The organism is Gilvibacter sp. CC01 (assembly GCF_055755295.1).
In genome coordinates this window covers 944,975-961,061 of the sequence record NZ_CM146909.1, presented here as the reverse complement: position 1 = coordinate 961,061, position 16,087 = coordinate 944,975, and the positions used below count along the sequence as shown (strand labels likewise).

Sequence of the window (16,087 nt, the reverse complement as noted above, 5' to 3'; positions counted from 1 at the left end):
ATTAGTTGATCATGCCTTTGTCTCTCAGGCGGTCTCTAGCGCTCTTTTTAGGCACCTCGGGCTCGGCTTCTGCTTGTGGTTCTGGTTCTGTTTCTGAGGCTTCTTGAGAGGTTTCCTGCGCTTCTGCCTCTGGCTTGCCTTCTGCTAAGTCTTCTATAAAGTCTTTGCCTTTTTGCACCGCTTCTATCAGGTTTTCCTTAGAAAGGCCTTCTTTGGTAACAAAAAAGGCAGAAGCGATATAGGTCCCTGCTAAGGTCCCGACTATTGCGCTCACAAAATACTGAACCACAAATAGATTTAATGGTGTCAATAGGGTGATCAATACTAGACCTAATAAAAAGCCAGCGGCAATCCACACCAAACGCATCAAAAAGGGTTGCAGGTAAAGAAAACCTTTCGGGTTTTCCGGAGCCATTTGCAACTCTTTGCTGTGGGTGATCTTGTTCACCAAACGGTAGAACTTATTGTTCTTGGATTCGCGCCAATAGGCTACTATTCCAAAGAGTATAGCAGCTATAAATACAATGATCTCTATGGTCATAACTTAAATTCTTTATTGCGTTCTTTGATCCGCTCAATGATCCAATCCTGATAAGATTCATCGTATTTTGGAAATAGCTCGTAAAAGCTTTCCTTGTCAAACCAGTAAAGGGCCACAGGGTCTAGCGGCATTATTTTAACCAGCAGCTTCCAGATCAAAGCGCGGTGCTCATCTTCTATAGAAGAATGAGGTTCGTGTAAGGCCAGAAAGATGCGATGATCTACCAGGTCCTTGCGTTTGTATTGATTGCTCTTTGCGATCTTCTCGTTATAGATCTCCACCCCACTGATAAGTTTGCGCTCGTCTGGGCTTAGGGTGTTGAAATAGCGTTTGTACAAGAATTCATTTTCCAAGATCTCTGCCATGGGATGCTCTGCCTCTTTGAGGTGTTCTACTAACAGATGCTTTTTGATCCGTGTATACTTCGGAGTGGTCTCGGCTCGTTTCAAGTTACATTCCACAATAAGATGATCTACCAAGGTCTTGTGCAGCTCTTCGTGTTCCTTGTGGAACAACATCACTTCATGAGTCGTATTGCTTATAGACTTTTTAAAGGTGTCCATAGATTCAAATACCATGATCTCTTTGATGAAATCTCGCAGGACAAAGACACCGCCAAAAGCTTTGGTGTAAAAGGAATTCACTTCTACACTGATAGGCTCCAGATGCACTTTGCGATCTCTTAGATCACCGTAGGCCAGTGCAGAGGCCAATAGCTTTTTATGGATCTCTCTGTGGAAAAAATTATTCCCGGTATTGTACTCTTCTATCAAGGCCATTTGTTCGGCCTTGTTCTTATCCAGATCACCGCTGATCTTAAAGTGAACACTTACTTTCTCTATCTTAAGCAGATCAAAAGACTCGTAATAGGTGTCTAGACCTTGATCTATGTGCAAACAGATGGCCGAATCTTTAGTAATGTCTTTGATCTCTTTCTGATAGGCCGTAAAGACAGCATACATCAGGTCTCTATCAAAACTGTGGAACGGTCTGTAGATGGGCTGGTCAAACTGCTCCGGAGATAAGATGATCCCGTAAGAATTGGCATCGCCTAAGTTGAGGTAATAGTCGTCCTTAAGCTCCGCAGCAACCTCCGGACTCCAACCTAAACCGTCTATCTGAAAACGTTTAAGTTCTACAGCTTTGATTCCAAGCATGGCCAAACAGTCGTTGTAGCGTGCCACCAACGGTCCGGAAACCACGGTCAAGCCGCCGCCAAACAATCCTGCTTGTTGTAATTTCTTCATTAGTCCGTGCCTTTTTCAAACTGCTCGCGAGCCTCCATTTGGATGTTGAGCTCGTTAATACGCTGTTCCACTTTACGCTTAAAGTCCGTATCGGCAATAGTAGCTACATTGTCTAAATAGCGCACCACTTCTTGTCTTCTGATGTCTGAAAAGTCCAAGCCCTTCATGTTCTGTTTCATCAGATCTTGCAGCATGCTGTATTTGGTGTCGTAATCTTGCTTGAAATACAAGCTCGGATCCTCAAACCACTGCTCGGGCAAATCAAAGTCTGTCAAGCGCAAGGAAATGGCAGATTGTATGTTTCTAATATCTCGAGAGGAGAAGAACGGAAAGCTTTCTTGGATCTTCTTGTACAACTCGGCATAGAACATATGCTTGTCATGAGCGTGTTTAGATTCCACTTGTTCAAAGATCTCTAGTACGCGCTCTTCACTCGGGCGCTCGGCATGCTTTAAGATCTCGCCTAAGTTCTTGGCCAATCCTTGGTTGGCCAGGTATTCGTATTGCTCCGGATCTTTCATGTTTACAAAGCCCGGCATGGTTTCATTGAGTTTGCTCCACCACAAATAATCCTGATCTACAAAGTCTGGAATGGTTCTAGCTCCGTCAATTTTAAAACGGGCCTGTACCCTTGATATCACTGCCTTGTCCAGCATCTCCGGTAGGTTGGTAAACAGTCCAATAGCACTGTTTCCGTAGTTTACCGCATAAGCTCCTTCTGTATAGCGCAAGAACACTCCAATTACCTCTTTTACCCCGGCAGAAACTCCCTGAGCGGTACGCTCTTGTAGGTTGTTCTCCGCGTCATCAATAGGGGCGAAGATCAACTTGGTTGGGTCTTGCATGGGTTTCATCCACTGTACCATTTTCTCCGCAGAACCTCCTTGAAAGGTAGAGATAAGCGTGTCTGGCATGGGATGGAATAAGAATGGTGTCTCCAAAACCTCACAGTATTCTTTAAGGCGGGTCGCCATGGCTGCTATAAGCATACTTTTACCCGTACCTGGAATCCCGTAGCCCATAAAAACCGGCATAAAGCCACCAAGTTCCTGAAACGGGTTCTTCTTGGCTGCAAAGTCATAGCTCAGCATACGCTCGGTCAAACGGCGGGCAAAGTGCTTGGCATCGCGGTTACCAACTATCTGCTCAAACTCGATCTTATTGAACTCCACACTCTGGGCAGTGCCTTCAAAAACATTCTCCCAACCCGAAACAGCAAATTCACTGTTTTCTAATTTGTAGGTTCTGTCCGTGATGGTCTCGGTATATTCTAAAGAACTGATGCGGAGTTGGATCTCACTGATCAACCCCTCAAAATATACCACTGTAAAATCGATCACATCTTTGTCTGAGGTGATCATCTCCGGATGGCTCAAATACTTGTCAAAGTAAAAGAGCATACAGGCAATTCCTTTAATAGGTGAGGCCAATGAAACCTCCGGAATACCGGCAAATTTGTTTTTAAGCACACTCAAGTCGTCTGAGGCGTGGGGCTTCAGATCAAAAAGGGTCTTATAGGCTGTTCCGTAGAGCATAAAAGCCGTAGCTGTGTGCATCTTGCTGTCGTATTCTCTTCTGCGCGAGGTATCTAAACTGCTCCGCTGCTCTTGCATGGCAGAAAGGCCACAGGCATCAGAATACGCATCCTTAAGCCATATACCCATGCTGAGTCCTTCTTGCAATGCCATTAGCGATTGGTTCAGCGCTAGTGGGATTGCAATGGAATCGTTCAGCAAACGTTTTTTGAGTCCCAAAATAGTCTTAGAAACAGAAGTGACATCGGTTTTGCCGTTCCCCGTCGCTTTAGACAGATAGAGCAAAATAGAATCGTCTTGTCCGTCCTTGTTCCGGTTCTTGGCTTTCATACCCTGTTCCCACTGTACACCTTTTAGGTAAGACGCTGCTTCTTCGCGCAGGGCTTCCAGTTCGTTCTTTTTGATGGGAAATGTGGTATTGTGCTCCATATTTTAAAGGTTAACCGCGGGGATCTCTATCGGGTTTTGTGTTAGTAAATTCAGTTCATCCGGAATGTCGTTATACAAGATCTGCAGGGTCCGGTGCGGTGCAAACAAGAGTCTTTCGCGTTTGGGTTCGCTCCAAATCTGAAAATGCTGCTTGTTAAACAGGCTGCCTTCTTTAAAGGTGCCTTTAGATTCGATCTTTGCCGATCTCAGCGAGAATGCAAAATTCGAGAGGTCAAGGTCTTTATTACCTATGGCCTTGAGCAAGCTATGCGTTATGGCCAATTCGTCTTTGGCAAAAATACTGTGCAATGGCCCGAGGTCTATAAGCTTCAAGCTACGCGGATACAGTTTGGGCAAACGCTTGTCTATGGCATAAGCCATCATTTCAACATCCATGTTGCGGTCTGCTACCTTTTCTAAAGCTTTATAGATCTCTGCCTGATAGTCAGCCACGCTGGTCTTATTCACATCGAAATACATATAGCAGACAAAGGGCCTGTTGAGGCTCACATCATAAAAAGACCAACTCACCAAATTGCGACCAATGGTTCTGTCGTTGGTGCGCACGATCTTCCCTTGTACAAAGCGTCGAAATATATAGTTGCGATCTACAGACGTATAGTAAACTATAGACGCCGCCTGATGCAACTTTTTGTCTGCAACCGGTTTCTTTTGCTTTAAAAGCGTATCCAGAAACTCTTCTTTGAGTTGCTGGGCCGGCGGTAATTTTTCTATGAATTCTTGCTTGAGGGCCAGGTCATTGAGCAGGTATCGGAACTCCAAAAAATTGGGGAATCCAGACTCTGTCAAGTCGATCCGCATCTTTTCTTCGTCATCAAAAAGGTATTTCACGCGAAAGGCCTCCAAGCTGTAAAGCATGAGTTCACAATACTGCGAAAGGAACTCCAATTCTCTTGCTGTGCAAATGTCTTTTTGTTTTAAGGCATCTACCAGCGCATTGAATCCGTGTTTGACCAGTTTAAAATACGCCTTGTACTGTTCTTTGGTTTCTAGAACAGCAGAATCCAAGGGGGTCACTATGTCATGTAAGCCCATAAGCTCGCGCTTTCACGTGAAAAGTTTAATGTTTAGATATGGCTTCGGATTTTATCCGAGCAAGTCGTCGTCTGCAGGGTCCGGAGTAGGAGCCGGGTCATCGCCTCCACCGTCACCGCTAGGCGCAGGAGCATCGTCGGTAGCGTAATAATCCTCAAAGATCTCCTTCATGTCAATGCCGTATCGGTTGGCAAAGTCCTTTTGGATCTCCGCATCTTTTTTACGTAGCTCTTGCAAAGCCTCCGCATAAGAACTGTATACACCTTGCATCACCTTTTCGTGTACTGGGATATTGTCCATCATCTGCTGACGTGCTTTGGCAGAAGCCGTGTGCATTGCTGCAAGGGTCTGTCCAATGTGCTCGTCTGTCTTTACACCTAAGTGCTCTAAGATGGCCGCAAACTCCTGATCGGTTCTCGCTTTAAGCGCTACAACATAACCGTCATAATACTTCAAGCGCTCATCGGTATCACTTTTAAGTTTGGCTCTATGCGACTGCAAATTACTTCGCAGGGAAGTCAATACCTTGATGGTCAAGTTGTGCTTGTGCACAAAGCTGTCCTTAGAAGCGGCAAGGGTAGTGTAGGCGTTTTTAAGGCCTTCCAGTTCTTCTACCTTTTGTTCCAGTTGAGTGATCTTAGCTATAGCCTCTGAATATTCTGGAGATTGCTTGTCAGTAATCTCCTCCAGCTCTTGACGAGCTTGCTTTAGCAAAGCGTATTGCTCCTCTAGTTTTTCTTCGGTCTCTTGCTTTTTCTCCAAGGCCTTGTTGTGGTTCTTGGAAGCTTCTACGATAGCCACTTGCAGTTTTTCTTCTACTTCTTTGATCTCTACCTCGCGGTTCTTCAAACGGGTAACTGCAGCCTGACTTTTATAAGAAAGCTCGTTGAGCAAGGTTTGAATGTCTGCATTCTCAATACGCTCCTGGAACATTTGCTTGGCGCGCAGGTCTGCGGCATCACGAGCCTTTTCTGCGGCTTTGAGTTCCTCTTCTTTGCGTTTAATGCGCGACTTACGTCCCCAAAGATTGTTCCACCAGTTGTCTGTAACCTTTTCGGCTTCTTCGAGTTCGATCTTGGCTTTGTTCAGCGCGTTCTGAGCTCTGTCGATCACCTTTTGCTCTTCGGCATTTAGGGTAGAGAACTTCTCGAAGATGATTCCAACTTCGTCTTGGTAATCGGTCAGATCTTTGATCGCCTCCAAAAGGGAACTGCGATCTTTCTCTGCCATACCTACCACATCATCCAAAGTGGCATTGAGTATCTTTTGGCGAACTTCTGGGTCGTCCTCCTGGGCCAGTTTGGCCTTCATTTGGTCCATGGTTTTACCCCAGTTCACATCTACTTTCTCTTGTGCAGGGCCAGAATCGGTCTCTAGTAAGTCAAAATCGTCAGACATAGTACGACTATAGTTTTAAGGTTGCTAAAAATTTTGGAGTATTAATTTCGGTAAAAAAAACGAGTTAAAAGAACTCATTTTGGAAAAGCTTACGACTATTAGTCTCAAAGCCGTTAAAAATGTTACAGATCGCAACTATAGTGTGCCATTTGGGCAATTTGCATAAAAAAAACCCGAGTACAAAACCCGGGGCAATTTTTCGGTGGCTAATTCGAGATTAATCTTTCAAAACACTTCTGGAGATCACGATCTTCTGGATCTCGCTGGTTCCTTCATAGATCTGAGTGATCTTCGCATCGCGCATAAGGCGCTCTACATGATATTCTTTTACGTAGCCGTTTCCGCCGTGTACTTGTACGGCTTCTACAGTTACTTCCATGGCTACTTGAGATGCGTATAGTTTGGCCATTGCACCACTTAGGTCGTAGTTGTGACCGTTGTCTTTGTCCCAAGCTGCCTTCATTACCAAATGACGCGCGGCTTCGATCTTAACGTGCATATCTGCCAATTTAAAGGCAATGGCCTGGTGGTTGCAGATCTCAGTTCCGAAAGCTTTACGCACTTTCGAGTATTCTTTAGCTAACTCGTAAGCGCCTTGAGCAATTCCAAGGGCTTGAGCGGCAATTCCAATGCGTCCGCCGCTTAGGGTCTTCATGGCGAATTTGAATCCGAAGCCATCTTCACCAATGCGATTCTCTTTAGGAACCTTTACATCGTTAAAGATCAAAGAGTGGGTGTCGCTTCCGCGGATACCCAGTTTATCTTCTTTTGGGCCGATCTCAAAACCTTCCCAACCTTTTTCTATAATAAGCGCGTTGATCCCATGGTGACCTTTATCGCGATCTGTTTGTGCAATAACAATGTAGTAGTCTGCGCTGCTACCATTGGTGATCCAGTTCTTGGTACCGTTAAGTACGTAGTGATCGCCCATGTCTATTGCGGTGGTCTTTTGAGAAGTCGCATCAGATCCTGCTTCTGGCTCGCTTAAACAAAAAGCACCCAAGGCTTCTCCGCTGGCCAACTTAGACAAGTACTTTTCTTTGTGCATATCGCTTCCAAAAGCTTGGATCCCGTAACACACTAAAGAGTTGTTTACAGACATTACTACAGAAGCAGAAGCATCTATCTTACTGAGCTCTTCCATGGCCAACACATAAGAAACAGTGTCCATTCCGCCTCCGCCGTAGGCCGGATCCACCATCATTCCCATAAATCCGAGTTCGCCCATTTGTTTGATCTGAGCGGCAGGGAATTCTTGTTTGTTGTCGCGTTCAATTACTCCGGGGAGGAGTTCATTTTTTGCAAAATCACGGGCCGCATCGCGGATCATTTCATGTTCTTCGGTTAAGCTAAAATCCATGGAAGTCAGTATTCTTTAAATTATTCTCAAAAAAGGTAGGCAAAGATACTTCTTAAATGGCATATTTTCAATAAATCCTACTATTTTTAAGAATGCTTAAAAACCACTATCACGTAGTTGGAGTTATGTCAGGCACTTCTTTGGATGGAGTGGACTTGGCAGAGATATTTTTTGAATTCAAAAACGGCCAGTGGGACTATCGTTTCGGGCATACTTTCACCGAGCCTTATGACGACCGCCGCGATAAGTCTTGGTTGGCCAATTTGGTGAACCTCTCTCCAGCGGCATTAGATGAAGCAGACCATTCCTATTCTTTAGTGCTGGGGGCTGTCATCAATCGTTTCATAAAAGCCAACAATATCAAAGCACTCGACGCGGTCTGTTCTCATGGACATACGGCCTTGCATCAGCCTAAAAAAGGAATCACGCGGCAAATAGGTAATCAGAAGATCATTGCAGAGGTCCTAAAACAAACTGTGGTTTGTGACTTTCGAGTACAGGATGTTGCCTTGGGAGGTCAAGGGGCGCCTTTGGTACCTATAGGGGATAGATTGCTCTTTGGTAACTATGATTACTGTATCAATTTAGGCGGATTTGCTAATGTTTCTTACGAGCATAACGGGCAGCGTATTGCCTATGATCTTTGTCCGGTTAACATAGTGTTGAATGAGTTGGTCAAGCCGCTGGGCCTATCTTATGACGATCGTGGTCAATTGGCAAGTCAAGGAAAGCTCATACCAGATTTGCTTGCTCAACTTAATACCTTGTCATTTTACGCTCAAAAGCCACCAAAATCTTTGGGCTTGGAATGGGTAAAGCGAAACATAGATCCTTTGCTAAGCGGTCAGAGCCATAAAACAGAAGACCTGCTTGCCACCTTGGTCGAGCATATGGCCATGCAAATTGCAGCTCCATTGAAAAGCGATGCTCAAGTACTGATTACAGGAGGTGGGACTTATAATGATTATTTGCTGCAGCGAATAGAGGCGCATAAGTCTTTGAAAATCAAAGTTCCGGAAAGGGAGCTTATAGAGTACAAAGAGGCTTTGATTTTTGCGCTCTTGGGAGTTCTGAAATTGAGAGGTGAGATAAATTGCTTGTCCTCGGTTACAGGAGCGTCTAAGGATCATTCCAGCGGGGTCATATTTAACCTTAATATTTAATTACAGCCAGCGGATTGGGCACTTAAGTTTGTTATATTTGTCTGCTACAATGCCAACCAACTAAATAAAAGAACTCCTTAAAGCTTACGAGAATAAAGCACCTGAAATTGTTTTCCATTGGAACGATCCCCTTACCGATGCAGAAGGCTGGACAGTGATCAATTCGCTCCGAGGAGGAGCTGCCGGTGGAGGAACCCGTATGCGTAAGGGTTTGGATATGAATGAGGTACTCTCTTTGGCTAAGACCATGGAGGTTAAATTTACCGTATCTGGCCCCCCGATTGGAGGTGCGAAATCTGGAATAAATTTCGACCCTGCAGATCCGAGAAAAAAGGAAGTTCTAGAGCGTTGGTACGCTGCTGTTTCACCACTTTTAAAATCCTATTACGGGACAGGTGGAGATCTGAATGTAGACGAGATCCACGAAGTGATTCCTATCACGGAGGCCAGTGGTGTTTGGCACCCGCAGGAAGGAGTATTCTCAGGACACTTTCAGCCAAGAGAGGCAGATAAGATCAATCGAATTGGTCAATTGCGTCAAGGCGTGATAAAAGTGATCGAGAATCCGAATTACACACCAGATGTTACTAAAAAATACACCGTTGCCGACATGATAACCGGCTTTGGTGTGGCAGAAGCAGTTAGACATTACTATGAGGTTTACGGAGGTTCTGTAGAAGGAAAACGCGCTGTGATCCAAGGTTTTGGAAACGTTGGGTCTGCCGCTGTCTATTATTTGGCTCTAATGGGAGCCAAGGTTGTTGGTATCATAGACCGTCACGGCGGAGTGATCAACGAGACCGGCTTTTCATTGGCCGAGGTTACCGAATTCTTTTTGAACAAACGCGGTAATGAGCTTATGGTTGACAATATGATTCCATTTGACGAAATGAATAAGCGCATTTGGAGCTTGGAGACTGAAGTTTTTGCACCTTGTGCCGCTTCACGCCTCATCACTCAAGATCAGATAGATCAAATGATCGCTTCTGGTTTGGAGGTGATATCTTGCGGAGCTAATGTTCCTTTTGCCGATCCAGAGATTTTCTTCGGTTCCATTATGGAGCATACAGACAGAGAAGTCAGTCTGATCCCAGATTTTATTTCAAATTGTGGAATGGCCAGAGTTTTTGCTTACTTTATGGAGCGAAAAGTTCAGATGACCGATGAAGCCATCTTTAACGATACTTCAGATACCATCCGACGCGCATTGGAAGCTACACACCAATCGAATCCGAATAAAACAAGAATAAGCGAAACTGCATTTGAGATCGCTTTAAAACAACTTATATAAACTACCAGCACTATGGAATCTATCATCATTCTCATTTTTGTATTTGGTTATTTGTCAATTACCCTAGAACACCCTTTGCGCTTGGACAAAACTGTCCCGGCTTTGATCATGGCAGCCCTTATTTGGGCCGTCCTTTCGATAGGGTTTGCCTCGGGTTGGTTTAGTGTCATAGATACCCATGAGAATGTCTTTACCTATATAGCGGGAGACCATCATATGGAAGAAGGATTCTCCAATACCCTATTGCATCACTTGGGTAAAACTGCTGAGATTCTCATCTTCTTGATAGGGGCGATGACCATAGTGGAGATCATTGATCTGCACCGTGGTTTTGAGATCCTGAAGGGTGCTGTAAAGACCAAGCGCAAGAAGCGTCTGCTTTGGATCATTGGTATTTTGGCCTTCATCTTATCGGCTATTATCGATAACCTAACGGCGACTATCGTTTTGGTTACTTTGCTTCGCAAACTGATTCCAACCAGAGAGGACCGTTTGTGGTTTGCTTCCATGGTTGTTATTGCTGCTAATGCCGGTGGGGCTTGGTCGCCTATTGGAGACGTAACAACCACCATGCTTTGGATCGCCAACAAGGTAACAGCTCTTGGATTGGTGAAGTTTGTTGTTTTGCCGTCTATCGCTTGTTTTATTGTACCGTTCTTAATTGCCAGTCGCCTGAAACCTTTCCAAGGAGAAGTGAGTGGTGTAGATGAGGATGAAGACGCAGAAGGTCGTAGACTGCTCAGTAGTAAGACCATGCTTTTCTTAGGATTGGGGATGATCGTTTCTGTGCCGATCTTTAAAACAGTTACGCACTTGCCACCCTATATCGGGATGATGTTTGCCTTGGGTATTGTTTGGTTGGTGTCTGAGTATATTCACCCAGAAGAAGACTTTTCTGAATCTGAAAGACATAAGTATTCAGCCCATAAGGCCCTGTCACGTATAGAAATTTCAAGTATCCTTTTCTTCCTCGGGATCCTAATGGCCGTTGCCGGACTAGAGAGTTTGGTTTACGGAACTTCCATGGACGGAGAACAAGTCGGTACGCTTCGTTATTTGGCGGAAGTACTGCAAGGCGCTATTCCTTATGAGGATGTAGTAGTGATCTTGTTAGGTATCTTCTCTGCCATTATTGATAATGTACCGCTTGTAGCAGCCTCTATAGGTATGTACGAGTCACCAACTGACTCTGTGTTGTGGCACTTTATCGCCTACTCTGCAGGAACTGGAGGTTCTATGTTGATTATTGGATCTGCTGCTGGTGTTGCTGCAATGGGAATGGAGAAGATCGATTTTATCTGGTATTTGAAAAAGATAACTTGGTTAGCTTTCGTTGGTTTTGCAGTAGGTGCTGCCGTGTATCTGTTGTTCCAACGCGTGCTCTTAGTATAAGCCCTTACAATTTCTGAACGTATTGTTCGTTCTACCATTATTAAACCTAAAGTATGTTGAATTACCTACTTCAGGACCCAACTACCGATGCCGTAGATGGCCTGGAACCTGTCGTTGAAGAAAAAACGATATCACTTATGGAGCTACTACTCAATGGAGGAGTAGCCGGTCAAATCATTATCGCTGTTTTGTTTGTACTGCTCTTTGTAGCCATGTACATTTATTTTGAACGCCTGTTTGCGATTAAATCGGCTTCTAAGATAGACAGCAACTTCATGAATCAAATTCGAGACAATGTAGGCTCTGGGAACCTAGAGGCTGCTAAACTTTTATGTGTTCAGCAGAATTCTCCTGTAGCTCGTTTGACGCAGAAAGGAATCTCTCGTATAGGAAGCCCTTTGGATGATATTAACACCGCCATTGAAAATGCCGGACGCTTGGAAGTCTATAAAATGGAAAAGAACGTCAGTATTCTGGCTACCATTGCGGGTGCCGCTCCTATGATCGGTTTCTTAGGAACTGTGATTGGGATGGTCTTGGCTTTCCATCAATTGGCCACTAGCAGTGGGCAGGCAGAAATGGGCTCGCTTGCAGAAGGTATCTACACGGCCATGACAACTACTGTGGCAGGACTTGTGGTGGGTATCATTGCCTATATGGGTTATAACCATTTGGTAGTAAAGACAGATAAGGTGGTGCACCAAATGGAGGCGAACGCAGTTGACTTCCTTGACCTTCTAAATGAACCAGCTTAGAGACAGTAGTATGAATCTAAGAGGACGAAATAAAGTAAAGGCGGAGTTCAGTATGAGTTCCATGACGGACATTGTATTTCTGTTGTTGGTTTTCTTTTTGCTGACCTCGTCTAACGTAACTCCAGATGCGCTTAACCTGGTGCTTCCAAAGGCTAAAGGCAAGACAACGGCTCAGCAAAACGCTTCGGTGAGCATTACCAAAGGTGGTGCCTATTATGTCAATAAAGAGCGCGTGAGCGAGTATGGCATAGAACGTGAGCTACAAGGAGCATTGAGTGGGCAAGAGAATCCGACTATAATTCTGCGCGCAGAAGAAGGCGTGCCTATAGAAAAGGCCGTTTTGGTTATGGATATTGCCAACAAGAATAATTTTAAAGTCGTGCTAGCCGTACGCCCAAACTAGTATGGGGTTTTTAGATACCGAACATAAACGCAAGAGTTTCCGCATTAGCTCGGCCTTGATGGCTATGCTTTTGTTATTGCTCTTTTTCTTCGGATTGAAATATCTGGACCCACCACCAGAAGGCGGTATTGCCATTAACTTCGGAACTTCAGATACAGGTTCGGGCAAAGTGCAGCCGCAGGAGACGGTAAAAACGGCTCCACAGCAAACCAAGGCGGCACCGGCTGAATCGGCCAAGGACATCAACGAAGAGGTAGTTACTCAAGACGTAGAAGACGCGCCGGTTATCAAAGACGATAAAAAACCGGTGGAAACCAAACCGGTAACAGAAGAGAAACCCAAAGAGGAGCCTAAAAAACCAGACCCGAAACCTGATAAGAGCACAACAGATGCCCTTTCTTCTATAATCAACGGGCCTAAAAATGACGGTAAAACAGAAGGCGGAGAAGGCCCCGACAGCAGTGGTGGAGACAAAGGTGATCCCAACGGCGATCCTAATGCCAGTAGCTACTACGGAACCGGAAAAGGTCTAGACGGGGACGGCAACTACCAACTTGGCGGTAGAAAAGCCTTGAACAAGCAAAAGTATCAGCAAGACTGCAACGAGGCAGGAACGGTTGTAGTGAGCATTGAAGTGGATCGCAACGGAAACGTGATCAGCGCTACTCCGGGGGTTCGTGGAACCACCAATAATTCCCGCTGTTTGTTAGAACCTGCTAAGCGCGCAGCCTTGGCCACTAAATTCAATGCGGATTCCAAAGCTCCCACAAAACAGATCGGAAAGATCGTCTACCGTTTTTCTTTGTCAAATTAAGAGGTCATTTTTGGTATCTTTGAGAAAAATGATGCCATGAAATGAGCACAAACAAATTTAGTTGTTAGTATACCCACTACTAGAACTAAAATTTTTGTGCGAAAGCGAAGCGGTTGATCTATGCAAATAATTTTTATTCGTTTAACAGCCGGGCAATAAAAATTTTGAAAATAGATGAAAAAACCTACAATTCAAATCTTTACGGGCTTTTTATTTGCACTGCTTGCTGTGAGTTGCAGTGATGACCCAAAGTACGATCTAAGTAACATTCCTTCTGAGCGTCCCGGAGACATTCTCTTTATGCAACGAGCCTTTCCCTATGGAGAGATCGCCACAGAAGCTTATCCGGAAGCCATTTCCTGGAAACAAGGACAAAATCTTGCTAAAAGTGGAGGAGGCCCAGTATGGGAGTTCTCTGGCCCTTTAAATATAGGAGGGCGTATCTCTGATGTAGCTATAGATCCCATAGATCCAGATACCTATTATGTTGGGGCTGCCTCCGGCGGAATCTTTAAATCCACAGACGCTGGAGCTACTTGGCTGCCAATCTTTGACGGTCAGCAGTACCTATCGATTGGAGATATTGAGATCTCGGCTACCGATTCTAACAAGATCTATGTTGGTACCGGAGAGCCCAATGCCGGTGGAGGTTCTTTAGCCTATGACGGTAACGGAATCTTTAAAAGTACAGACGGAGGCCTTAGCTGGGAATCCAAGGGCTTGCCAGATATTGGCAGTGTCGGTAAGATCGTTATAGACCCAACAGACGACGAAACCCTTTACGTAGGTGCTATGGGGCCACTCTTTAGAGATGATCCGAATAAAGGTGTGTATAAAAGCACCGATGGTGGCGATACTTGGTCGCAAGTATTATTTGTTTCTGATATCACTGGTGTGATCGATATGGCGATCCATCCGACCAATCCAAACATTGTGTATGCCGCCACTTGGGAGCGTATCCGCAGACCGGATTTTAGAATCTACGGCGGCGAGACCTCTCGTATATACCGTTCTACAAATGCAGGAGCAACTTGGTCTGAACTTACTACAGGTTTGCCTTCTTTGCCAGAACAGAAAGGCCGCATAAGTATAGATATTGCCCAATCCAATCCGGATGTCTTGTATGCCTTGTACGCAGACCGAAACGGGTCCATCTTTGATGTTTTTAAAACCACGAATGGTGGTAATTCTTGGAGTTCTTTAGGTGGAGGTGATTTGACCAATGTTGGGTTCCACTGGTGGTTTGGAGGGATCACCGTAGATCCGTCAGACGAAAACACCTTGTATAACATTGGGTTTGTTATGGAGAAATCTACCGATGGAGGCGCGAGTTGGGGGCCTTCTTTTTCTGGAGTGCATGTTGATCAGCATGCCTTGGCGTTTCACCCTAGCATAGCCAATTTGATTCTTTTGGGTAATGATGGCGGACTGTATACCAGCACTGATGCAGGTAACACTTGGACCTTTGATGATACCTTGCCTATTACCCAGTTTTACCGCATTGAAGCAGATCCGCAGAACAGTAACAGACTCTACGGAGGATCTCAAGACAACAGTACTTTTAGAACAACAACTGGAGGCTTGAGCGATTTTACCATCATAACAGGGGGCGATGGCTTTCAACCGCTCATTGACCCTAACGACAGTGGAACAATCTATACTCTAGCGCAGCGCGGTTTCTTGCAAAAGTCCATAAACGATGCGGCAAGTTTTAGCACGGTGTTGAGTGGAATTGATCCTGCTGAACGCAAGAATTGGGACACGCCTATCGCTTTTGATCCTGCCAACAGCAATATTGTTTTTTACGGCGGAGAACGCCTTTATAAATCTGTGGATGGGGCCTTGAATTGGAACCCGATCAGTCCTATTTTACACGACGGACCCTACCCCGGTAACAACGGTTTTGGAACCCTGACCAGTATTGATATTTCTAGTTTTGATTCGGATAAGATCATTATTGGATATGACGATGGAAACATATGGACTACTGCCGATGGAGGAAGCAGTTGGGTTCAGGTTTCTGCCACTTTACCAGACCGATGGGTCACTAAAGTATTGACCTCTCGTTTTGACAACAATACGCTTTATGTAACCATTTCGGGTTATCGCTTCGGAGAAGATAATGGGCATGTGTATAAGAGTACGGATTTTGGGGCCACCTGGACCAATATCGGGGCGAGTTTACCCGATATTCCTGTAAATGATATTGTGCAAGATTCTTTTGGAAACCTGTTCTTGGGAACAGATATTGGCGTTTTAGGTTCAGAGGATGAAGGAGCTACTTGGATGCCTGTAGGAGCGAACATGCCTGCTGTAGTTGTGACAGATCTGGATATTCACGAAGCAGATAACCTATTGTTTGCAGCTACTTACGGACGCTCCAGTTATAAATTAGATATCAGTGGTAACGTGCTAAGTGTTGACGATCAAACACTAGCAACCGAGCTTATTTTAGCGCCAAATCCAGTGACAGATGTATTGACCATTTCTGGAGTTGATCAATCGGGCAACGCAGAGATCAAGGTATTCAATGCGCTCGGACAATTAGTTATGGAGCTACCATTTACTGAGGATTTAAACTTGAGTGAGCTTCAAACTGGGATTTATTATTTACAAATTAATAGCGCAGGTAGTACTCAGACCAAGCGCTTTATAAAACGTTAGGCCATAAACTATCAACAAACTCTCGATTGGCTATATAAG

At 44.9% G+C, this 16,087-nt stretch carries 13 protein-coding genes; 7 read left to right on the top strand and 6 right to left on the bottom strand.

The window, feature by feature from the left end:
- Position 1: 1 nt before the first annotated feature.
- From AC0J2F_RS04545 to AC0J2F_RS04520, 6 genes are all read right to left on the bottom strand, one after another.
- Positions 2-541 (bottom strand): hypothetical protein, encoded by a 540-nt coding sequence (locus tag AC0J2F_RS04545; RefSeq protein ID WP_473009037.1) that lies wholly within the window; start codon positions 539-541, stop codon positions 2-4.
- On the bottom strand, positions 538-1,788 hold the full coding sequence (locus AC0J2F_RS04540) for a DUF6638 family protein (protein WP_473009036.1): 1,251 nt from the start codon (positions 1,786-1,788) through the stop codon (positions 538-540). Before AC0J2F_RS04540 ends, AC0J2F_RS04545 begins: the two co-directional genes overlap by 4 nt.
- Complete coding sequence (locus tag AC0J2F_RS04535) at positions 1,788-3,752, bottom strand: AAA family ATPase (protein WP_473009035.1); 1,965 nt, start codon at positions 3,750-3,752, stop codon at positions 1,788-1,790. Before AC0J2F_RS04535 ends, AC0J2F_RS04540 begins: the two co-directional genes overlap by 1 nt.
- A gap of 3 nt (positions 3,753-3,755) precedes the next feature.
- Entirely contained in the window at positions 3,756-4,808 is a 1,053-nt protein-coding gene (locus tag AC0J2F_RS04530; protein WP_473009034.1) for a hypothetical protein, read from the bottom strand.
- A gap of 51 nt (positions 4,809-4,859) precedes the next feature.
- A complete protein-coding gene (locus AC0J2F_RS04525) occupies positions 4,860-6,206 on the bottom strand; it encodes a microtubule-binding protein (RefSeq protein WP_473009033.1) in 1,347 nt (448 codons plus the stop codon).
- 217 nt (positions 6,207-6,423) lie between these two features.
- On the bottom strand, positions 6,424-7,566 hold the full coding sequence (locus tag AC0J2F_RS04520) for an acyl-CoA dehydrogenase (protein ID WP_473009032.1): 1,143 nt from the start codon (positions 7,564-7,566) through the stop codon (positions 6,424-6,426).
- Positions 7,567-7,658: 92 nt separating this feature from the next.
- Here AC0J2F_RS04520 and AC0J2F_RS04515 point away from each other — a divergent pair, with 92 nt between their 5' ends.
- From AC0J2F_RS04515 to AC0J2F_RS04485, 7 genes are all read left to right on the top strand, one after another.
- Positions 7,659-8,729, top strand: coding sequence for an anhydro-N-acetylmuramic acid kinase (locus tag AC0J2F_RS04515; protein WP_473009031.1), 1,071 nt, complete (start codon positions 7,659-7,661; stop codon positions 8,727-8,729).
- Positions 8,730-8,793: 64 nt separating this feature from the next.
- The gene (locus tag AC0J2F_RS04510) at positions 8,794-10,020 is read left to right on the top strand and encodes a Glu/Leu/Phe/Val dehydrogenase dimerization domain-containing protein (RefSeq protein ID WP_473009365.1); all 1,227 of its coding nucleotides are present in this window, start codon (positions 8,794-8,796) and stop codon (positions 10,018-10,020) included.
- Positions 10,021-10,032: 12 nt separating this feature from the next.
- A complete protein-coding gene (nhaD, locus tag AC0J2F_RS04505; RefSeq protein WP_473009030.1) occupies positions 10,033-11,412 on the top strand; it encodes a sodium:proton antiporter NhaD in 1,380 nt (459 codons plus the stop codon).
- Between the two features lie 53 nt (positions 11,413-11,465).
- The gene (locus tag AC0J2F_RS04500) at positions 11,466-12,167 is read left to right on the top strand and encodes a MotA/TolQ/ExbB proton channel family protein (RefSeq protein WP_473009029.1); all 702 of its coding nucleotides are present in this window, start codon (positions 11,466-11,468) and stop codon (positions 12,165-12,167) included.
- Positions 12,168-12,177: 10 nt separating this feature from the next.
- A complete protein-coding gene (locus AC0J2F_RS04495) occupies positions 12,178-12,570 on the top strand; it encodes an ExbD/TolR family protein (RefSeq protein ID WP_473009364.1) in 393 nt (130 codons plus the stop codon).
- Position 12,571: 1 nt separating this feature from the next.
- Complete coding sequence (locus tag AC0J2F_RS04490) at positions 12,572-13,384, top strand: energy transducer TonB (protein ID WP_473009028.1); 813 nt, start codon at positions 12,572-12,574, stop codon at positions 13,382-13,384.
- Positions 13,385-13,558: 174 nt separating this feature from the next.
- Positions 13,559-16,048, top strand: a complete 2,490-nt coding sequence (locus tag AC0J2F_RS04485; protein WP_473009027.1) for a T9SS type A sorting domain-containing protein — start codon at positions 13,559-13,561, stop codon at positions 16,046-16,048.
- Positions 16,049-16,087: the final 39 nt, after the last annotated feature.